The sequence below is a fragment of the Ruegeria sp. AM9 genome (genome assembly GCF_056540565.1).
In genome coordinates, this window is the sequence record NZ_JBQFWY010000003.1 from 178702 (window position 1) to 198872 (window position 20171).

Annotated in this window: 19 protein-coding genes and 1 tRNA gene; 10 read left to right on the forward strand and 10 right to left on the reverse strand. The window is 59.8% G+C overall.

All coding sequences use genetic code 11. From position 1 onward, the window contains the following. The first annotated feature begins 23 nt into the window (after positions 1-23). Genes ACR0DO_RS08080 through ACR0DO_RS08095 form a run of 4 tightly spaced genes read left to right on the forward strand, consistent with a single transcriptional unit; the run spans position 24 to position 4763 of the window. Positions 24-1256: a carbohydrate ABC transporter permease gene (locus ACR0DO_RS08080; protein ID WP_480557759.1), complete on the forward strand. Its 1233-nt coding sequence runs from the start codon at positions 24-26 to the stop codon at positions 1254-1256. Further along, entirely contained in the window at positions 1256-2464 is a 1209-nt protein-coding gene (locus ACR0DO_RS08085) for a carbohydrate ABC transporter permease (RefSeq protein WP_480557761.1), read from the forward strand. Before ACR0DO_RS08080 ends, ACR0DO_RS08085 begins: the two co-directional genes overlap by 1 nt. A 5-nt stretch (positions 2465-2469) precedes the next feature. Continuing rightward, positions 2470-3717, forward strand: a complete 1248-nt coding sequence (locus tag ACR0DO_RS08090; RefSeq protein WP_480557763.1) for an MGH1-like glycoside hydrolase domain-containing protein — start codon at positions 2470-2472, stop codon at positions 3715-3717. Further along, positions 3717-4763 (forward strand): ABC transporter ATP-binding protein, encoded by a 1047-nt coding sequence (locus ACR0DO_RS08095; protein ID WP_480557765.1) that lies wholly within the window; start codon positions 3717-3719, stop codon positions 4761-4763. The genes ACR0DO_RS08090 and ACR0DO_RS08095 overlap by 1 nt, the downstream gene beginning before the upstream one ends. 596 nt (positions 4764-5359) lie before the next feature. On the opposite strand, the gene ACR0DO_RS08100 is transcribed toward ACR0DO_RS08095, so the two are convergent. The 3 genes from ACR0DO_RS08100 to ACR0DO_RS08110 all read right to left on the reverse strand — a co-directional run bounded on the left by ACR0DO_RS08100 (position 5360) and on the right by ACR0DO_RS08110 (position 8724). Continuing rightward, a complete protein-coding gene (locus tag ACR0DO_RS08100; RefSeq protein ID WP_480557767.1) occupies positions 5360-6382 on the reverse strand; it encodes an aspartate-semialdehyde dehydrogenase in 1023 nt (340 codons plus the stop codon). Positions 6383-6493: 111 nt separating this feature from the next. Continuing rightward, positions 6494-7528, reverse strand: coding sequence for a glycosyltransferase family 4 protein (locus ACR0DO_RS08105; RefSeq protein WP_480557769.1), 1035 nt, complete (start codon positions 7526-7528; stop codon positions 6494-6496). A gap of 23 nt (positions 7529-7551) precedes the next feature. Beyond that, positions 7552-8724 (reverse strand): MFS transporter, encoded by a 1173-nt coding sequence (locus ACR0DO_RS08110; RefSeq protein WP_480557771.1) that lies wholly within the window; start codon positions 8722-8724, stop codon positions 7552-7554. A 142-nt stretch (positions 8725-8866) separates the two neighbouring features. On the opposite strand from ACR0DO_RS08110, the gene ACR0DO_RS08115 reads away from it, so the two are divergent. After that, positions 8867-10009, forward strand: coding sequence for a DUF3095 domain-containing protein (locus tag ACR0DO_RS08115; RefSeq protein WP_480557773.1), 1143 nt, complete (start codon positions 8867-8869; stop codon positions 10007-10009). Positions 10010-10013: 4 nt separating this feature from the next. On the opposite strand, the gene ACR0DO_RS08120 is transcribed toward ACR0DO_RS08115, so the two are convergent. Together ACR0DO_RS08120 and ACR0DO_RS08125 are read right to left on the reverse strand one after the other, a co-directional pair. After that, entirely contained in the window at positions 10014-10784 is a 771-nt protein-coding gene (locus ACR0DO_RS08120; protein ID WP_480557775.1) for an HpcH/HpaI aldolase family protein, read from the reverse strand. A gap of 10 nt (positions 10785-10794) precedes the next feature. Continuing rightward, positions 10795-12207, reverse strand: a complete 1413-nt coding sequence (locus tag ACR0DO_RS08125) for a pyridoxal phosphate-dependent decarboxylase family protein (RefSeq protein WP_480557777.1) — start codon at positions 12205-12207, stop codon at positions 10795-10797. 235 nt (positions 12208-12442) lie between these two features. Between ACR0DO_RS08125 and hpaR the strand changes: the two genes are divergently transcribed. Together hpaR and ACR0DO_RS08135 are read left to right on the forward strand one after the other, a co-directional pair. Then, positions 12443-12877, forward strand: a complete 435-nt coding sequence (hpaR, locus tag ACR0DO_RS08130; RefSeq protein ID WP_480557779.1) for a homoprotocatechuate degradation operon regulator HpaR — start codon at positions 12443-12445, stop codon at positions 12875-12877. Positions 12878-13408: 531 nt separating this feature from the next. Then, complete coding sequence (locus tag ACR0DO_RS08135; RefSeq protein ID WP_480557781.1) at positions 13409-14107, forward strand: fumarylacetoacetate hydrolase family protein; 699 nt, start codon at positions 13409-13411, stop codon at positions 14105-14107. 3 nt (positions 14108-14110) lie between these two features. Here the strand turns inward: ACR0DO_RS08135 and ACR0DO_RS08140 are convergent, their stop codons facing one another. Then, the gene (locus tag ACR0DO_RS08140) at positions 14111-15319 is read right to left on the reverse strand and encodes a winged helix-turn-helix domain-containing protein (protein WP_480557783.1); all 1209 of its coding nucleotides are present in this window, start codon (positions 15317-15319) and stop codon (positions 14111-14113) included. Positions 15320-15323: 4 nt separating this feature from the next. Then, complete coding sequence (locus tag ACR0DO_RS08145) at positions 15324-16349, reverse strand: LacI family DNA-binding transcriptional regulator (RefSeq protein WP_480557785.1); 1026 nt, start codon at positions 16347-16349, stop codon at positions 15324-15326. Between the two features lie 115 nt (positions 16350-16464). Here ACR0DO_RS08145 and ACR0DO_RS08150 point away from each other — a divergent pair. Together ACR0DO_RS08150 and ACR0DO_RS08155 are read left to right on the forward strand one after the other, a co-directional pair. Next, positions 16465-16541 (forward strand) — tRNA-Arg (locus ACR0DO_RS08150). A gap of 302 nt (positions 16542-16843) precedes the next feature. Then, positions 16844-17164, forward strand: coding sequence for a hypothetical protein (locus tag ACR0DO_RS08155; RefSeq protein WP_480557787.1), 321 nt, complete (start codon positions 16844-16846; stop codon positions 17162-17164). A gap of 398 nt (positions 17165-17562) precedes the next feature. Here ACR0DO_RS08155 and ACR0DO_RS08160 read toward each other — a convergent pair whose 3' ends face one another. The 3 genes from ACR0DO_RS08160 to ACR0DO_RS08170 form a co-directional block, all read right to left on the reverse strand. Next, positions 17563-17790 carry a hypothetical protein gene (locus tag ACR0DO_RS08160; RefSeq protein ID WP_480557789.1) on the reverse strand — a complete coding sequence of 76 codons (228 nt, stop codon included), beginning with the start codon at positions 17788-17790 and terminating at the stop codon, positions 17563-17565. 1 nt (position 17791) lies between these two features. After that, positions 17792-18358: a metallophosphoesterase gene (locus tag ACR0DO_RS08165; protein ID WP_480557791.1), complete on the reverse strand. Its 567-nt coding sequence runs from the start codon at positions 18356-18358 to the stop codon at positions 17792-17794. A gap of 182 nt (positions 18359-18540) precedes the next feature. Beyond that, a complete protein-coding gene (locus ACR0DO_RS08170; RefSeq protein WP_480557793.1) occupies positions 18541-19308 on the reverse strand; it encodes a hypothetical protein in 768 nt (255 codons plus the stop codon). 304 nt (positions 19309-19612) lie between these two features. On the opposite strand from ACR0DO_RS08170, the gene ACR0DO_RS08175 reads away from it, so the two are divergent. Beyond that, positions 19613-20164 (forward strand): substrate-binding domain-containing protein, encoded by a 552-nt coding sequence (locus ACR0DO_RS08175; protein WP_480557795.1) that lies wholly within the window; start codon positions 19613-19615, stop codon positions 20162-20164. Positions 20165-20171 lie beyond the last annotated feature (7 nt).

Genomic DNA, 20171 nt, shown 5'->3' on the forward strand with positions numbered 1-20171 from the left:
CGCGCAACCCTTTGAGGTATCCCATGTCTTCGGCCACCCCACCGACCGGAACCGGGGCGCTTGCCAAACGCGAGGCGCGTCTGGCCTGGGCGCTGCTGGCTCCGACCGTGATCAGCGTGTCGCTTGTGGTGATCCTGCCCCTGCTGGCAATTATCTGGATCAGCTTCAAGCCCTTTACCCTCTCGGACCTGCGCCCCCCTGCGCCGGTTGTCCGTGAAAGCCTGCGCGGATCGGGCGACGATCTGCGGATCGAATACCGCCTGCGCAACTCCAGCCAGGAAATCGCCATCGACGGCGTGACCCTGAGTGACGTGCTGCCCGACGGCGTGATCGCCGGAGAGGTCGCCGCGCCCTGTGTTCTGAACGGGCAGAATCTGTTTTGCGACTTCGGCGCCCTTGAGGGCGGTCAGCGGGAGCGTATCCGCATTCCGATCGAGGTCGATGGCGACCCGGATGCGTTCGAGGAATTGGTTGAAGAATCCGAGCCCGACGTGACCGGCAGCGGCCCCAGCGTGTTGACCAATTTCGAGTTCAGCCTGGAAAACTTCGCCCGTGTATTTGACGGCGATGAATTCTGGGGCGTGCTTGGGGTCACCCTGTTCTATACCGTCTTTGGCACAATCGGCGCTTTGGTCATGGGGCTGTTTGCCGCGCTGCTGCTGAACAAAAGCTTCAAGGGGCAAGGCTTCATCCGCGGCCTCTACCTGTTTCCCTACGTTGCCCCCGTTATTGCAGTAGCCTTTACATGGGTTACGCTGTTTGACCCGTTCTCGGGCTCGGCCAATGCGCTGCTGGTGCAGATGGGGTTAAGCAGTGAACCGATCAACTTCTTCGGGGAACGCCCCTTGGCGCTGATCATGGTCACCGTATTCGAGATCTGGCGCTATTTCCCGCTGTCCTTCCTGTTCATTCTCGCCCGGATGCAGTCCATCGATAGCAGCATGTATGAGGCGGCGGATATGGATGGCGCCTCGCCGTTTCAGAAATTCTGGCTGCTGAGCATCCCGCAATTGCTGGGCATCCTGTCGGTGCTGTTCCTGCTGCGCTTTATCTGGACCTTCAACAAGTTCGACGACATCTTCCTGCTGACCGGCGGCAATGCGGGCACCCGCACGTTGACCGTGAATGTCTATGAACAGGCCTTTGCAGTCTCAAACATCGGGGCGGGCGCGGCGGTGGCCGTGGTGATCCTGATGTGCCTGATCGCCTTCAGCTTTGTCTTCTTCCGTTTCATCAGCCGCGAGGAGGGCCTGTGATGCGCAAAGGGTATATCACCGGCCCGGTTTTGGGCGCGCTGTGGATGGTGGTGATCGCCACCACCATCGCGGTCACCATGTCCTTCGCCACCGGCGCGGCCTTCCGCCCGCAGGTCCTGCTGGGCCTGATCTGGGGCGCAGTGGCCGGGCTGGTCTATGTTCGTTTTCCCGCCCGCCTTGCGCCTGCCCGTCTGGGCGTGGCGGCCCTGCTGGGCCTGTCCTGCCTGACCGGTTTTGGCCCGGTCCTGATCGGGTCGGACACCACATTTAAGGCGGTTCTGATCACCGTGATTGCGGTCGCCGTGGTGATACATCTGTCACTGGCCGAGATCCTCAGGGATCTGCCCTTTGCGGAACTGACCCGCCATGAATTCGAAGACGCAGTGATCCGCTTCTGCACCGGCTTTGGTTACATCTTCTTCACGGCCATCGTGCTCATCCCCTTCTATGTCATGGTGATGACCAGCCTGAAATCGCAGCAGGCGCTGTTGCAGAACCCGCTGGATTTCTCGGTTGATCTGAGCCAGGGCGCGGCGTTGTTCCGCAGCTACACGGAACTGTTCCGGGATTTCAATTTCGGCAGCTACCTGTGGACGTCTTTCTATGTCTCGGTCCTGACCGTGTTCATCACCCTGCTGTTCAGCGTCCCCGGCGCCTATGCGGTGGCGCGGTTCCGGTTTCAGGGGCAAAAGGCGTTCTCACGCTCGGTTCTGCTGATCTACATGGTGCCGATGATCGTGCTGGCGCTGCCGATCTATATCGCGTTCTCGCTGACGGGTCTGCGCAACTCGATCCTTGGCATCGTGATGATCTACCCGGTCACAACGATCCCGGTCGCGCTCTACATGCTGCAAGGTTACTTCCGCGGCTTGCCGACCGAAGTCGAAGAGGCCGGTCTGATGGATGGCCTGTCACGGCTGGCAGTGATCTGGAAGATCACCCTGCCGCTCAGCCTGCCGGCGCTGGCGTCGGTGTCGCTCTATGTCTTCATGATCGCCTGGAATGAATTCCTGCTGGCCTTCATGCTGCTGGACGACCCGTCGAAATTCACCCTGACCCGAGGTGTCACGATGCTGAATTCCTCGGAAATTCCCCGCCAACATCTGATGGCCGGGGCGGTGATAGCCACCGTTCCGATCATGGCCCTGTTCCTGGGGCTTGAACGTTTCATGACCAAGGGCCTGACGGCTGGCTCGGTCAAAGGATGACAGACATGAACTACTATACGACGCCGAGTGAATCGGCCCGCAACATCCTGATCGCCAATGACCGGGGCGGCTATACGATCCCGACCAGCGGCCTTTACCCCTATCAGTGGAACTGGGACAGTGCCGTTGCGGCGCTGGGCTTTGCCGAGTTCGACATCGACCGCGCCTGGGTCGAGCTTGAGACGTTGTTTTCGGGCCAGTGGGCGGACGGCATGGTGCCCCATATCCTGTTCCACAAGCCCGATCCGGGGTATTTTCCCGGGCCGGATGTCTGGGGCGGCACCGGACCGATTGCGTCCTCGGGCATAACCCAACCGCCGCTGGCCGCCACCATGGCACGGCGGGTCTGGGACAAGGACCGCGCGGCGGGTGAGGCGCGCATTCGCGCCCTGTTCCCGGCCATGCTGGCTTGGCATCGCTGGTTCATGAAATGGCGTCTGGACGAACACGGTGCCGTCTGCACAACCCATCCCTGGGAGGCCGGACGTGACAATGCGCCGGATTGGGATGGTGCGATGGCGAGGATCGACGCCTCGGATGTGGGTGAATATCAGCGCCGGGACACAAGCCATGTGAACAGTGCCGACCGGCCCACCAAATACGACTATGACCGCTATATCAAACTGGTGCAGATCGGGCGTGAGGTCGGCTGGGATCAGCAGAAACTGTTGGAGCTCAACCCGTTCCGCGTGGCCGACCCGACAATGAGCTTCACTACCCTGCGCGCCGCCCGCGATCTGCTGGCGATCAGCCAGGAACTTGGGATCGAGGCTGAGGGTCTCAGCGCCGATGTAGCCCGGCTTGAGGCTGGTGCAAAGTCGCTGTGGAACGAGGCGCCGGGCGCCTTTGACGCCCGCGATGCGCATACGGGTGAATGGGCCGAAAGTGTCTCTAACGCGAGCTATTTGTGTTGGTATGGGGGGATTGACTCCCCGCAGATGTTGGACCGTGTGAAAACCGTTCTGATCACCGTGCCGCATCCGATCCCCAGCTATGATCCGAACATGCCCAAGTTTGATGAGCGCCGCTATTGGCGCGGGCCGACCTGGGCGTTCATGAACATGCTGGCCGGGTTCGGACTGGCGGAAATGGGCCACGGCGTCGAAGCAGAAACCCTGCGCCTGAAAACCGCGCGTCTGATCGCGGGGCACGGGTTCGCCGAGTATTACGACCCGATCACCGGCAGCCCGGCCGGGGGCAATTCGTTCACATGGACAGCCGCCGTCTGGCTGCATTGGGCAGGGAGGAACTGATGGGCAGCATCGAGCTTAAATCCGTCGAAAAATGGTTCGGCGAAGTGCAGGTGATCAAAGGCATCGACCTGCAGATCGAAGAGGGTGAGTTTGTCGTCTTCGTCGGCCCCTCGGGCTGTGGCAAATCCACCCTGTTGCGGATGATCGGCGGGCTCGAAGATATCTCGCGCGGGTCGCTTTTGATCAACGGGAAGGATGTCACCGATCACCCGCCGTCAAAACGCGGGCTGACCATGGTGTTCCAGTCCTATGCTCTGTACCCCCACCTGACCGTGGCCGAGAATATGGGCTTTTCGCTGAAAGTGGCAGGTATTCCGAAGGCCGAGATCGCCGAGCGTGTGGGCAAGGCTGCCGAGGTGCTCAAACTGGAACCTTATCTGGAACGTCGCCCCAAGGATCTGTCCGGCGGCCAGCGGCAGCGTGTGGCCATCGGGCGGTCCATCGTGCGCGACCCCACCGCGTTCCTGTTTGACGAGCCGTTATCCAATCTCGACGCCGCCCTGCGGGTCGAGATGCGGTACGAGATCGCCAAGCTACACCAGAGCCTCAACCGCACCATGATCTATGTGACCCACGATCAGGTCGAAGCGATGACATTAGCCGACCGCATTGTGGTGCTGGAGTTCGGCAAGATTGCTCAGGTCGGTACGCCTCGTGAGTTATACGAACGCCCGGCCAACTTGTTCGTGGCGCAGTTCATCGGCAGCCCGAAGATGAACGTCATTCCTTGCACCGTGTCAGGTGACCAGTTCCAACTGGAAAACGGCGGCAGCGGTCCGTTTAACCGCACTGGCACGGCCACGATGCTGGGCATCCGCCCGGAACACATCAGTGTGGTCGACCCGGGCGCGGGCCACAGCGACGGCATGATCGAGGTGGTCGAATACCTGGGCGCCGACATGTTCGTCATCGTCGATTGCGGCACCGAGGAGAAAGTCACCGTCCGCCTTGGCGGCGATACCGAGATCAAGGCTGGTGCAAAGATTGGCCTGCATTTCGCGCCGGAGAAGCTGCAGTTTTTTGATAGGGAGGGGCAGGCGTTGTAGGTCGTCGGGGCAGGGACCTTGGATCATACGGGCCTGAATAGGACCCAACAGGCAGGGCATTTCTGCAATATCCCGGAAGCTCAAGCTTATAGAGGTACCACCTGCGCAACAGCACGTGGCGTTTTGAGACACATGCCCATTTTCCGGGAGCAACGGTCAAAAGCCGGTCCGAGGTCCGAATTGGAAAGTGACGGTCTCCGAGGTCGACAACCACCAACCTTTTACTTGCATCGGCACCTGGCACATGGATCACGCTGATCACGTCAACCTTGCGGTACTCAACCGCCAGAACCAACCCTTCGAGCAAAAGGACCAGAATAAGGAAAAGCGCCACGATAGCCGAACCTTCAGCGACGCGCATCAAAGTCAATTTGGTGTTTTCTTTTCGGGTCAAAAATTTCAAATCGCCGAACACAATGAAATTCCACAACTAAGTTCGGTCAGTAGGCCAGAGCAATCTGGCAAAACTAAGGTGCTGGAAAACTGTGGACAGCCGGTTGAAGCAATTTCGTTTTTTAGGTTTGCGAGATACAACTGGCCGAAACAAAAAAACCCCGCTGGGGACGCAGCGGGGTTTCTAATTGTCTTAGTCGACCTCAGCCCTTTTTCAGAACCTCACGGCCCAGCAGTTCGGCGATCTGGACGGCGTTCAGGGCGGCACCTTTGCGCAGGTTGTCCGAGACGCACCACAGGTTGATGCCGTTCTCAACGGTCGAGTCCTGACGGATGCGGCTGATGAACGTGGCGAAATCGCCCGCGCATTCGATCGGCGAGACGTAGCCGCCGGCCTCACGCTTGTCGATCACCATGATGCCCGGTGCTTCGCGCAGGATGTCGCGGGCTTCGTCTTCGTCCAGGAATTCCTCAAATTCTATGTTCACTGCCTCGGAATGACCGACGAAGACCGGAACGCGGACGCAGGTGGCCGTGACCTTGATCGACGGATCGACGATCTTTTTGGTCTCGACAACCATCTTCCATTCTTCCTTGGTCGAGCCGTCTTCCATGAAGACGTCGATCTGCGGAATGACGTTAAAGGCGATCTGCTTCTGGAACTTCTTCGGTTCAACCTCGGTGGTGGGGTTGTAGACCGCTTTGGTCTGATCCCACAGCTCGTCCATGCCGTCTTTGCCAGCGCCGGACACTGACTGATAGGTCGACACGACAACGCGCTTGATCTTGGCGCGGTCATGCAGCGGTTTCAGCGCGACAACCATCTGCGCGGTCGAGCAGTTGGGGTTGGCGATGATGTTCTTGTTTTTATAGTCGTGAATCGCCTGCGGGTTACATTCCGGCACGATCAGCGGAATCTCCGGATCATAGCGATAGAGCGACGAGTTATCGATCACCACGCAGCCAGCTGCCGCCGCCTTGGGGGCGTAGACCTTGGTTGCGTCCGAGCCGATGGCGAACAGCGCCATGTCCCAGCCGGTGAAATCGAAGGTGTCGATGTCCTGGGTGGTCAGTGTCTTGTCGCCAAAGCTTACTTCGGTACCCAGCGAACGACGGCTTGCCAGGGCGGCAAGTTCATCGACCGGGAACTGGCGTTCCGCCAGGATGTTCAGCATTTCGCGGCCCACGTTACCCGTGGCGCCGGCGACAACGACGCGATAGCCCATTTCATGTCTCCAAAGTTAAGGACGCGCGTTCATAGCCGCGTTGCAGCGAAGAAAAAAGGGTTTTCGGGGTATATTTGCCGCGATGACACCGATTTTACGCGGCAAATGGCGTCAGGTGTCGTTCAGAAGCCTCTCGTAGAGCGCCACAAGGGTCCTGGCCTCGCCATTGATGTCGAAATTCTGCTCGACATGGGTGCGGGCGGCGACGCCGGATTGCGTCAGGGAATCGCGGTCGGCCAGCATTTCAGCGGCGGCATCAGCCAGGGCGGGGATATCACCGGGCTCCACCACGCGGCCCAGCGACAGGTCGGTGACAATCTCGGAAAACGCACCCACATCGGTGGCCACGACCGGTACGCCGCAGGCCATTGCTTCCAATGGGGTGAGGCCGAACCCTTCCCACCGTTGCGGGGCAATGAACAGGTCCAGCACCTGATACCATTCGGCGATCTGGTCGACGGTGACCTCGGGCATGAACAGGATGCGGTCGGACAGGCCTGCTTTGGCAACCTTGTCTTTCAGCTCGGTCAAAAAACCGGTGTGCTTCTCGGTGGCGCGGCCCATGACGATGCCGTGCACGTCGTCAAAGCGGCCACACAGGTCGATCATAGCATCAACGAAGGCGTCGGTGCCTTTCTGGTGGCGAATGCGACCATAACAGCCCAGCAACAGGCCATCGGGCAGGCCCAGCCGGGCACACACTGCCGCTTTGTCCTTGGGCGGGGTGAAATCCTGTAGGTTGATGCCATGCATGATCACCTGCGCGTCCCGTTCCAGATATCCGGCGGTTTTACGCGAAGTGGCGACCACGGCATCCATCTTGTCGATCAGCCACTTGGTATAGCCCGTGTGCGCCCGTTGCGAGGCACTGGTGAACAGCAGTTTCAATCGCAGCCGCAGGATGTTGCGCAGGAACAGGCCCAGCAGCATCTCGGTATTGCGGCGAGCGTGCCAGACGCGCAGGGTTTTTCGCGACAGAAAGGGCAGGCGGCCCAGCGGGATATGCGGGATGTCCGACGGCAGGCCCGGCCCGGTCGCGGCGATGTCGATCCATTGCACTTGCAAAGGCACCAGCCGGGCAATCGTCGCGGTCACGCCCGAAAGCCGGCGTTTGAGATTGGGGGCAATGACGCGCGGGTCGGACATGGGCTCTCCTGACGGTTACAGCATCAGTCGACGCTGTCGCGGCTGAATAGATAGATCACGCAGCCGATGGCAAGCGTGACCGCAAAAAAGCCGAATATCGCTGTGTAGGGCGCGGTCGGGCTGATGTCCACCGTGGCCGCATGGATGCGTCCGGTGACGAATTGCGCGATGCCGACGCCGCCGATGCCAAACAGGTTCAACAGCGTCATGCCGCGCCCGACCAGATGCGGAGCCACAAAAGCCCGGCCATGGGCCATGATGACCGGAAAGCTGGCCCCCATGAAGCCGATCACCGCCATCAGCACCACCGACAGCCAGACCGCGTTGTTGATCCAAAGACACAGCAGCACCAACGCCGCCGTGCTCAGCGCATTGCCGCCGAAGATCACCCATTTCCGCGTGCCCAACATCCGGTCGAGCGGACCATAGGCGAAGGTGCCGGCAATCATTGCGGCCCCCATGATCAGGGTCGCGGTGCCGATCTGGGTGGTGCTGAGGGCGAAGATATCGCTCAGATACGGCCCGGCCCACAATCCGCGCGTCGCGGCCGAAGGTGCATAGGCCACCAGCATCAGCGGCAGGATCGCCCAAAGCGCAGGCTCTTTCAGCAGGTCCAGCACAGATCCCCGGTGCTCGGTCTCAACCCGTTTGGGATCCTGCACGGTGACCCAGATGCCCAGCGCAATAGCCCCCGAGAACAGCGCCAGCACCCACATCGTCGCGCGCCATCCCATCAGTTCGACCGCCAGCGCGGTGGGGTAGGAGGCCACCAGATTGCCCACCGATCCAACCCCCAGCATCACCGCCGCCAGCGTCGCAAACCGCGCGGGCGGGTATTCTCGTGCAAAGATGTAATACGATGCCATCAGCACCGGAGAGCACCCGACCCCGATCAACCCCATGGCAATGGCGACATGAAACGGCGTGCTGGCCACAGCAAACAGCGCCGCGCCGCCCGCGCCTCCGATCAGCAACAGCGCGGCGGCCGTCAGGCGCGGCCCGATCTGATCCAGCGCCCAGCCCACGGGCAGCTGCATGGCGGCAAAAACCAGAAACCAAAGCCCCGAAGCAAAGGCCAGATCCTCGGGCGTGGCACCGATATCGCGGCCCAGATCGACGCTCAGCACCGCCAGAAAGGCGCGAAAGAACTGGCTGAGCACGTAGCCCAGGCATAAGACCGCCAGACCTGCCTTCATGAACCGCCCCTTCCTGCCCAAGTTGCGCAGAAATGCTTGGCACGTCCCGGTGCGCCACACAAGCTTGTGTGCTATACTGTTTTCACCGGACAGCGTTCACATTCGGGCTATCTATTGCGATACCCATCACCCCGAGGTGCCGATGAAAGACGCACAGGCCGCCTTTTATGACAGCCTTCCCCGACAGCGGGACTTCACCAGCCTGGCGCAGCCAGCGCGGTTTACACCCGTGCCGGGTGACTGGGCGCTGGGCGTGGCCGATATCGTCGATTCCACCGGTGAGATTGCACAGGGCCGCTATAAAACCGTCAACATGGTGGGCGCGGCGGTGATCTCGGCCATGATCAACGCACTGAAAGGGCAGGAGTTTCCCTATGTCTTCGGCGGCGATGGCGCTGGCTTTGCGATCCCCGCAAGCGCCGTCGACACCGCCCGGACGGTGCTGGCCGAGCTGCGGCGCTGGGCGGACGAAGAATTCTCGATCGCGCTGCGCGGTGCATTGGTGCCGGTCTCCGAAATCCGTTCGGCGGGCCGGGATTTGCGGGTGGCGCGCTATGCGCCCTCGGACGGGGTGGACTACGCCATGTTCTCGGGCGGGGGTCTGGTCTGGGCCGAAGCGCAGATGAAATCCGGCGCGTTCGAGGTGCCGCCCGCCGATCCGGGCGCGCTGCCTGATCTGACCGGTCTGTCCTGCCGCTGGTCCAACAGCAAGGCGCGTCATGGTCAGATCGTCTCGCTGGTGATCCAGCCGACGCAGAAAGCGACCGAGAGCGATTTTGCCGATCTGGCGCGGTCGGTTCTGACTGCCTCGGAACGGTTGGAACGCGCAGGCCACCCGGTGCCGGAAAACGGTCCGCCGATCAGCTGGCCGCCGCCGGATGTAGAGCTGGACGCCCGTGTCTCGCGCGCGGGGCGCAACTTGCTGGGGCAAAGGATAAAGCTGTTGGGGCAAAACCTGCTGATCGCGCTGTTGTTCAAAACCGGCAAGCGGTTGGGCGATTTCGATCCCGGTCATTACAAACACATGGTCAGTCGCAACGCCGATTTCCGCAAGTTCGATGACGGGCTGAAGATGACGCTGGATTGCGACCCGGCCACGCTGAAGCAAATCAGGATCATGCTGGAACAGGCGCGCGAACAGGGCAAGGTCCGCTATGGGCTGCATGCGCAGGACGAGGCGATGATGACCTGCTTTGTGCCCTCGGCCATGCGGGACGACCATGTGCATTTCGTCGACGGCGCCTCGGGGGGATACGCACAGGCCGCCGCCGCAATGCAGGGTTAGGGCGTTATTTCGCTTTCCATTTTGCCGCCAGTGCCCGCGCGGCTTGCGCCAGCAGCATCACGTCGATCCCCACCGCCAGAAATTGCGCGCCCATGTCCAGATAGGCTTGGTTGGCCTCATCATTGGTGCCCAGAATGCCGGGCGCTTTGCCCGCCGCTTTTATCCGGGTGATGGCATCGGCGATGGTGGCGCGCACCTCGGGGGCGGCGCTGTTGCCCTGAAAGCCCATATCGGTGGACAGGTCCGCAGGGCCGATGAACACGCCATCGACGCCCTCGACCTGCAGAATATCGTCCAATGCCGCCATCCCGGCGCGGTTTTCCACCTGCACCAGCAAGCAAATCTGTTCATCGGCGGTCTGAATGTAATCCGCGACCGAGCCATAGCCTGTGACCCGCGCGGCCCCGGCACCGACACCGCGCAGCCCTTCGGGCGGATAGCGGCAGGCCCGCACCAGTTCACGTGCTTGTTCGGCGCTGTTGACCATCGGCACCAGAACGGTTTGTGCGCCGATATCCAGCACCATCTTGATCAATGCCGTATCACCCACAGGCACGCGCACCACCGGGTGCGAGGGGCTGGCGGCCAGCGCCATCAACTGATCCCGCAGCGAACGGATGTCATTCGGCGCGTGTTCCCCGTCGATCACCAGCCAGTCGAACCCGGCGGTGCCCATGATTTCGGCCGCGACGGGCTCGGCGAAGCTGCTCCAACAGCCAATTAGGCGGTTTCCTTTGGTTAGAGCCTGTTTGAACAAGTTTATGGGCGCAGTCATTTGAGTACCTCTATGACAGGGAGCGGGCGATTTCGGTGATGACATCATAGGCCATGCGAACGTCATCCTCGGTGGTTTCGAACTGACCGGCCTGAAAGCGGATCACAAGATCGCCATCGACGCGGGTTTGGGTCAGATAGATGCGGCCATCATCATTGATCGCATTGACCAGGCGCAAGTTCAGATCGTCCAGATCGGTATGCCCTGCAGGCGTGTAGCGGAAGGTCCACAGCGACCACATCGGCGGGGTGACAATCTGGAAATCCGGCGCGGTCGCCAGCCGGTCATGCAGGTCCACGGACCAGTTCACATGGTTGCGCAGCCGTTCGCGCAACCCCTCGAGCCCATAGGCGCGCAATACGAACCACAGTTTCAGCGCCCGGAACCGGCGGCCCAGAGGTACCGACCATTCCGAATAGTTGATGATCCCGTCCTTGCCGTGGGTCTTAAGGTATTCGGGGCTGATCGCCAGTGTCTGCACCAGATCGTCGGGGTTTTTCAGGAAATGCGCGCAGCAGTCGAATTGCACGCCCAGCCATTTATGCGGGTTGAACACGATGCTGTCAGCCTGCGCGATCCCGGGCCAATAGTGGCGGTATTCCGGACAGATCATTGCCGACCCGGCCCAGGCCGCGTCTACATGGGAATACAGCCCGTATTTCTGCGCGATCTTCAGGCATTCATCCACCGGATCGGTTGCCCCGGTACCGGTTCCTCCGACACACAGAATGATGCCCGCGGGCTGTAGACCAGAGTCTAAATCAGCTTGAATCGCCGTTTCCAGCGCCTCGGGATCCATGCCGCGCCAGTCGCCTTTGATCGGGATACGCACCAGATTGTCTTGGCCGACTCCGGCCACCCAGATGGCGCGATCCACCGAAGTATGCACCTCGGCCGAGCAATAGACGCGCAGCGGCTTCTGTCCGAACAGCCCCTGCTTGTTCCCGTGCCAGTTCAATGCCTTTTCCCGCATGGTCAGCACCGCCGCCAGCGTCGCAGACGAGGCAGAGTCCTGAATGACGCCCGTAAACTCCTCGGGCAGGTCTAGCGCCTGACGCAGCCAATCCATCATCCGCGTTTCCATCTCGGTCGCCGCGGGCGAGGTCTGCCACAACATGCATTGCGGTGCGATGGCACTGGTCAGAAACTCGGCCAGAATCGATGGGGGCGACGTGTTCGCGTTGAAATAGGCAAAAAACCGGGGGTGCTGCCAATGGGTGATCCCGGGCATCACGATATCTTCGAAATCGCGAAAGATATCCTCCATCGGTTGTGCCTGTTCCGGGGGATGGGCGGGCAGGGCGTCCAGAATCTCGCCCGGCTCGGTCCGGGCGCGTACCGGTTTGTCCCCCACGGTCAGGTGGTAATCCTGCGCCCATTCGGATATTTTCTTACCCCAGTCGGTGAACTCGTCCCACTTCATGCCAAACCTCGGATATCTGTCAGACCCGGGTTTTCCCCGAGCTGAATTTCTTCATTGTGCCAGTCATGGCTATTCAGCGCCAAAGGTCAATATTAATTGCTATGTTTACTAAATTTGAATTGCACTGACCCAAAGCGCGCCAACTCGAAAGACTCTAATAAGGGCAACAGGTAACATTACAACGAGGAATAGACTGGCCCGTTGCAGTATCGCGTGAATTCGGTGAAAATTCCTTATGACCAATGAAGTACCATTGACGTCACGTTCGTTGCCCATTGCACTTCTTCGGGCCAGGGAACGGGTCATGGGACCCATTCGCAAGATGCTGGCGGATGCCGGTGTAACCGAACAGCAATGGCGCGTGTTGCGCGTTCTGGACGAGGAAGGCCCGCAAGAGCCGACCCATATCGCGGACCGGGCGTGCCTGCTGTTGCCCAGCCTCACCCGCATTCTGCAAAAGCTTGAGGCCAAGGGGCTGATCGTCAGGGAAACCCACCCCGGCGACAAGCGCAGGCAGATTGTCGACATCTCGGCCAGGGGAAAGCAGATTATCCATGACAACATTCAGGTGACCATTCATCTGGCCGAGGATTTGCGTACCAAGCTGGGCCCGGATCGGCATGAGGCGCTGCTGGATCTGCTGACTGAGCTGCGCAACCTGGAAACGTGACACCCCACAATCGAACCCCGCCGGAGGTAGGCATTCTCTCCGGCGGGGTGGCCAGACATGTACTGGATTATGGGCCTGGCCCGAGGCCGGTTGCGCCGAATAGGTTCCGACGGTCCGGCCTGCGCTTCAGAAAACGTGCCGGTTCGAAATAAACCGGCTCTCTGGCGCAAAGTCTTTGGGGGTAAAGTCTTTGGCCGTAGTTCTCCGAAGTATTCGCATCCGATAACACCGCTTGGTTCGCGGGCTTACGGGATGTCTTCACGTCCAGACGGATGCATGTTTACCCGTCGTACTTGCGAGCGGTGGCCAGAGCGCGCCGAACCCCGATTTACCGGCGCCTTTCGCTCTGCCATTGCTCAATTTAGAACTGTTGCGGTGTTTTCCAAGGCTGGGCGTCCGGATTGTGATCGGGCCGTGTTCGGGTTTTTGCGATTCTTGCAGCATGTTACCGGATCGTTGTCGCACCGGGTGCCTTGTACCGCCCGATTGCGGCACTAAGATGCGGGCTGGCTGAAACAAAAGGGGGCCGCGATGCCAGACACTGTGTTTTCTTTACCCGAGCCGGTTGCAATTCCGGTTCAGGGGCAGCAGGCGGCGTATCCGGTGGGCCGGATTTTCTGTGTCGGCCGCAACTATGCGGCGCACGCGGCCGAAATGGGGCACGAGGTTGATCGTGAGGCTCCGTTTTATTTCACCAAATCCGCGCCAAACGCGGTCCTGAGTGGGGCAACCGTGCCGTATCCGCCGGGCACCGGGGATTTTCATCACGAGATGGAACTGGCTGTGGCCATCGGCAAACCCGCATTCCGCGCCACCCGTGCGCAGGCCTGGGACGCGGTCTACGCCTATGGCTGTGCGCTGGACATGACCCGCCGCGACCTGCAAATCCGCGAGCGCAACAAGCAGCGCCCCTGGGATCTGGGCAAGGATCTGGAGGCCGGAGCGGTTTTTGCGCCGCTGACCCGTGCCGCTGACTGGTCGCCGACGGATGACACCCGCATCCATCTGAGCGTGAATGGCGAGGTCCGTCAGGATGCAACGCTGAATGAGTTGATCTGGAAGATTGACGAGATCATTAGCCATCTGTCTGGCTATTACCACCTGCGGCCCGGAGACCTGATCCTGACCGGCACGCCCGCCGGTGTTGGCGCAGTGCAGGCCGGGGATGTGATCGAGGGCGGCATTGATGGGCTGCAGTCGATCCAATTGACGCTGGCAGATGCGGAATAGACCCTATTTGGGGTCTTTCAGCCAGTCTTTCGCAAATTCCACACCGTCCAGCCCGGCAAAACGACGGACCCGATCCAGTTCCGATTGCAGTCGCCGGGTTCGGGCCTCGGACCAGCGCACGGACCGTTCCGGCCACAGCGCGCTGACTTGCAGGACGCCCCGATCGCGTTGGGCCTTCATGTCGATGCGGCCGATAAACCGGTCGCCCTCCAACAGGGGAAAGACGTAATAGCCATAGATGCGTTTGGCGGCAGGGACGAAAACCTCGATCCGATAGTGGAAGCCGAACAGTCGCTCGGCCCGGTTGCGATCGCGCAGCATCGGGTCAAACGGGCTGAGCACCCGGATGCGCCCCGGCGGTGCGGGCAGGTCAGCGGTGGCAAGGCCGGGCCGGGCCAGCAATTTCCGCACTTGCCCATTGGCACAGGTGATTTCTATTTCTTCCAAAAACCCCTGTGTTAGACCCTTTTCGCACCACTTCTTCGCCTCGGCCACACTCACCGTATCCCAGAAGGCCGCCAGCTCTCCGGAGGTGGCAAAGCCCAGCCTGTCCAGCGCGGCATTGCACAGCCAGTTCACGGTTGCCTCGGCGTCGCAGGTCATATTGCCCGGACACAGATGGGTGTCGATCACCCGCTCGGTCAGGTCATAACGTTTCTGAAACCCGCTGCGGCCAATCACCGTCAGCGCACCCGACCGCCACAGGAATTCCAGCGCGGTTTTGGAGGGATGCCAGTCCCACCAGCCGCCGGACCCTTTCTTTTCATCCTTGCCCACATCTGAAGAAGACACTGGCCCATGGTCGCGAATATGCTGAAGGACGGATGCAAATCGCTGTTCGAACCCGTCCCGACGCCAGTTTTTCCAGCGGGATTTCAGCAGATCGGCATCCCGCTGAAATCGTAAGTGCCAGTGCGGGTAGAATTCCATCGGAATGACTGCGGCGTCATGAGTCCAATGCTCGAACAGCGCCTTGTCGCGCTCGTACAGGTGTTTGAGGTTTTTCGCACGGTAGGACGGTCGGCGCGAAAACAGGATCAAGTCATGGGCGCGGGCCACCGTGTTGATGCTGTCCAACTGCACAAAACCCAGCCGATGGATCATATCCAGCAGGTCAGCCCCTTTGGACCCGCCCGCAGGCTGTTCGGCCAGCGCATGGCGGTCCATGAACAGAGCACGGGCCGCCTTGTTGTCCAGCCGTTGTAGTGCCACTGGTTCAGCGCCGTTTCAGCGTATCGCCATAGCTGATCTTGGGGGTCAGGGTGACGCGGGTATCGATCTCGGCTTCCGGTTCGGCCAGTTGTCCGGCGATGATTTCGGCCGCCTTGCGTCCGATTTCCAACCGGCAGGCATCCATCGTGGCCAGTTTGCGGGGCAGGCCCTGCAGCAGCTCAACATTGTTGAACCCGGCCAGACCGATCTGCCCCGGCACGTCGATGCCTTGTTCCAGCAGATACAGCAACCCGCCAGCACCGATCATATCATTGGAATAATACAGGAAATCCAGATCGGGTGAGCGTTCCAGCATGGCCTGCGTCATCTCGCGCCCCTTGGCCAGGGCCGAGCCGCCGGAATAGAACTCGCGATCCTCGATCTCGACACCGTTTTTGCCCAGAACCTCGGTGAAGCCTTCGAACCGTTTCCGAGCACGGTGGTCCAGCGGCATCTTGGTGCCCATGAAGCCGATATGTTCATATCCCGCCTTCAGGATCGCCTCGGCCATCTCGCGCCCGGCGCGCCGGTGCGAAATGCCGACCATCGCATCCACCGGCTTGCCATCGGTGTCCATGATTTCGACCACCGGAATACCGGCGGAATCCAGCATGGCGCGGGCGGCCTCGGAATGTTCCAGCCCGGCAATGATCACGCCCGATGGCCGCCACGAGAGCATCTCGTACAGAACTTTTTCTTCCTTCTCGGGCAGGTAGTCGGTGACGCCGACCACGGGCTGCAACTCGGTGTCTTCCAGCACCTGATTGATGCCGGTCAGAACCTCGGGGAACACCATGTTAGACAAGGACGGGATGATCACCGCGACCAGGTTGACCCGGCTTGAGGCAAGCGCGCCGGCGATCTTGTTGGGCACGTATCCTAGCTCTTTCGCGGCGGCCAGAACGCGGGTGCGGGTGGCGTCGGACACGTCGCCCCGGTTCCTTAGAACCCGGCTGACCGTCATCTCGGATACTCCGGACGCTTCCGAGACATCACGAAGGGTAAGCGGGCGTTTTGTTTCTGTTGTCACGGAGAGCACCTGCGCAGTTGTTTTGCCCGATGGTAGCGTGAACAGGACGCGTTTTACAACTGTTGTGCAAAACTCATGACAACCGAAAAAAACCGCGTTACAGAGGGCCTTGCGCGGCCCCGTGGCTCAACTGGATAGAGCAGCCCCCTCCTAAGGGGCAGGTTGCAGGTTCGAATCCTGCCGGGGTCGCCAAGACTTCCAATAAAATCAGTGTTTTGCGGATTATTTGGTGACCCGCTTAGCAACATCGTGCAGGATTTTGCAGCTTCTGTACGGGAACATGTAAAGAACACCGGTACAAAACCCGTACAGGCTGATCCGCCAGGCAGGAGATTTTGGAGTCCCCATAAACGGAAAAATCCCGGCTCGGCGGCAACCGAAACCGGGATCAGATCTATAGCAAAAGCGTCCAGCTTTCTCTATGAGGTTACCTTAAGCACAGCCTTGGAAGCAACCATCATTCAAGGCAAGACGTTGCAATTGGGCGGTGCATCATGACTGCACGGCCGACACACAGCGGCTTGCCCGCCGATATCGCACCTTACCAATTGAAACAGCTTCTCAAACGGGCCAGGGTCTCGCTTGGCCTTTCCAAAGGAGCAGTGGAATACCTCACGTTTGCTATTGATAACTGCCAGCCGTCAGATTTCCTCCACGGCAGGATTTGTGCGATCTGGCATTCGCTGGAACGGCTTGCTCAGGTTCTTGGGTTAGGTGAGTACATTGATCTATATGCCCGCGGCGGTCCGCCTGACTGGTGGGCGATCAATCTAGGCGGTGGCGAAGTCTGCGTCGAAACAGCCAGAACGAGGTGAGCTATGTCACACCATCAATTGACGCCCTTCGAGACAGCATTGTTGCGCGCTGTCGAAGATCTGAACGCAACCTTCGAAGCTGGTTTGAAGAGTGCGGGCGCTTCGCCGAGCGAGTTCACGAATTTACAACGAGAATTCGAACGGTTCACGAACGACTTAGAGAAACGTTTGAACAATTTGGAGCGACAACAGTCCGAACTAAATCAGCTTTTGCGGGCTGGCTGACGAGACGATCCACAGCGCAAGAGCGTTCCAAACAAAATGACAAGACGCCAATAGCCAACGCATCAAAGTCGTTGCCTTCAGCGCCGGGGCTTTGATTATCAGTAATTGCGTTGTCGATGGCGCGCCATCAAGGCACGGCATAAGCAGCATCGGGTGCAAAGAAGTTATCAGTCTTACTTTCTCAAGATTTCTGGGAACCGCTCAGCATCGATCCACTGCTTGCCATCTTTGGGAGCCCCCCAGGGATTGCCAAACAACTTCTCGGCCGGAGCTTCCTCGAGTTCCAGATCAACTGCGCTGAGAGCGCGTCTGGCGCGCTTGTGCTCAGCTTTTTTGAATGCCTTGTCGCTGGTCACCTTGGTGATCCCGCAGATAGGTGTCTTTCTGAATGAACGAGTCACTTCATATCTCCTTCGCGTTGTGCTCGACATCGGCCCAATGCTTGTTCACGGGCAGCGTCTTGGCGCGGTGCGCGATGTCTTCGAACCGCACGGGCATGTAATCCCAGACATCGACGCCCGCGTTGACGCTGTTTCGTGAGCCGCGCCAATTGTTGTGGACATGGCCGAATATCTGAAGCGCATCGCGGCGCGCGTGGTTCCAGGTGATCATAGGATAGTGGCACAGAGTATGCGCCTGGTTCTGTGGGCCGTCGCGGACCTCTGCTAGGTGTTGAATGCTGGTCCAGGGCAGTGCCAGTGTAGGGGCCAGGTCATGGTTACCGACGACTAGGTGTTTTTCCGCACCGGGCAGCTTACCGAAGAGCTTGCCCAGCCATTCAGTGTCTTTGGCTTTCTGACCGAAGGCGAAGTCACCGATAATCCAAAGCGCATCCTTGGGGCCAACCATGGCCCAGAGGTTCTGCATCAGAACCGCATCCATATGGTTGCCCGAGCGGAACGGGCGGTCGCAGAACTTGATGACGTTCTCGTGCCCGAAATGGGTGTCTGCCGTGTACCAATTCGTCATTTCTCTAACTCCGTCATGCCCTACGGCGGCGGCATCAGAGATAGTGCGGAGATGGGATGATCATCAGAGGCGAACGGCTCATAGCCGCCCGCCAAAATGCAGGCGCTAAATCTGGGTGATATGTTTGCGCTGTTTGATCATGCGCACCTCATAGCGGCTCCAAGGTCATTTGGCTATCCACATCAAAGGTCCATTTCAGAGGCTTCGACGGTTTCGCCTGTCAGAGCTTCGACAATTTGACGGTCCAACTCAGTCGTGTGCTGACGGGCCAGCTCATAATCTTCTAGCGAGAAGCTGATGGACGTCATGCCGGGTTCGCCTCGGTATCGGACGACAAAGGTCGCAAGGCACCCCGGTCTGATCAACTTTTCGCGTGGGCATTCGAAGCGATATTCGACGTCGTTGCGATAGTGCCGCGCGGGGCCGCACAGCTCATATTCTGTCGTCAACTTTCCGCCGGAGGCCGTTGTTTCTTCATGGGTAATGGAGCCGACCGCGTCCAAATCGGCAATGAAGCCGTCCGTGCTCCAGGCATAGGTCAGGATCATCTCGGGTCCGTCAATCGTGACCCGAGAGGGCGGGCCATAGGTTTCTTCGACCTGTGCTCTCAAGGCCAGTGGCTCGGGGAGTTCATCGCTCGGCTGACGGATGCTGCGATGGATTGCCATCGGGCGCTGTTCCATCACACCGGATGCCAGTCTTGCGGTCACCTGATCCTGCGCGGCTCCCGCGAGGCGTCCGTTGACGCCGACATCACCAATCCGGGTGAAGAGCTGATAGGTGAACTCGAAGACGTTGCCGCCTGGCGACTGCACCCGCAAAACCTCACTCTCGCTTGTTGGAGCAGCGTCGCTGCGTTCTGCGTAGACGGCAAGAATGTCGTCCAAGGGATCGCCGGGTTGCAACCCGAGGATCTCGTAGGGATACGGGCGGTCAGCCGGTGCGGCCATAGCGACCAGATTGTCCTCGGCGATAACCTCGCTTTTTGAGCTCTCTCCCGAAGATATGGCAATAGTCAGAGCTGTACCGATCCCAGCTTAATGCATCGGTCTTAATGCTAGCCAAAAAAGCTCAGCTGGGTAAAAGCAAGGTCCTACACACGAACTAAGCTAGGCTGCATTTCGCCAACCCAAAAGCAGCCGAGCAGCTACTGCTTATAGTCGCTGAAATTGGCTCTAAACCGCTGACTCAGATCGCTGGGCAATTTTTGAAGTCACTTGGACCAAAGCTGAAACCACGTGCTGGGACCGACACATGGTGGCGAGAAATTGTCACTCCGGCACGAGCGGTAATCAACAACGCGCACGAACGGCAAGGCACGCCAGCCATCAAGGTCCGGCAGTATTCCAACAACGAGCGCATTACGCAGGACAGGAAACGCAAGAAGGCCAGTCGGGTTCCCCGTACACCGGCCGATGCAGACTGGGTCTGGATCGGGCCGGGCTGCCGCTGATTGCGGAAGAGGCAGGCGAGTTTACCGTCGAGGCCGGGTATGAGGCGTCGATGACCCTGCTGCGGGGAAACGGTCTGGATGCGCTGGTCTGTGCCAATGACGCCAGCGCAATTGGTGCGCTGACCGCGGCGCGCGAAATGGGCCTGGATGTGCCGGGTGCGCTGTCGATTGTCGGGTTTGACGATATCGAGATGGCCCGATGGCCGACCTTCAACCTGAGCACGGTGAACAATCCCATCGATGAGGCGGTCATTCAGGTCATTGATCTGCTCGAACGCCGGTTGGCTGACCCCGGCAAGGCAAGTGAAACCCTTCTGATCGATCTCTATTTCGTGCCCCGCGGGAGCCACTGAACGCCCA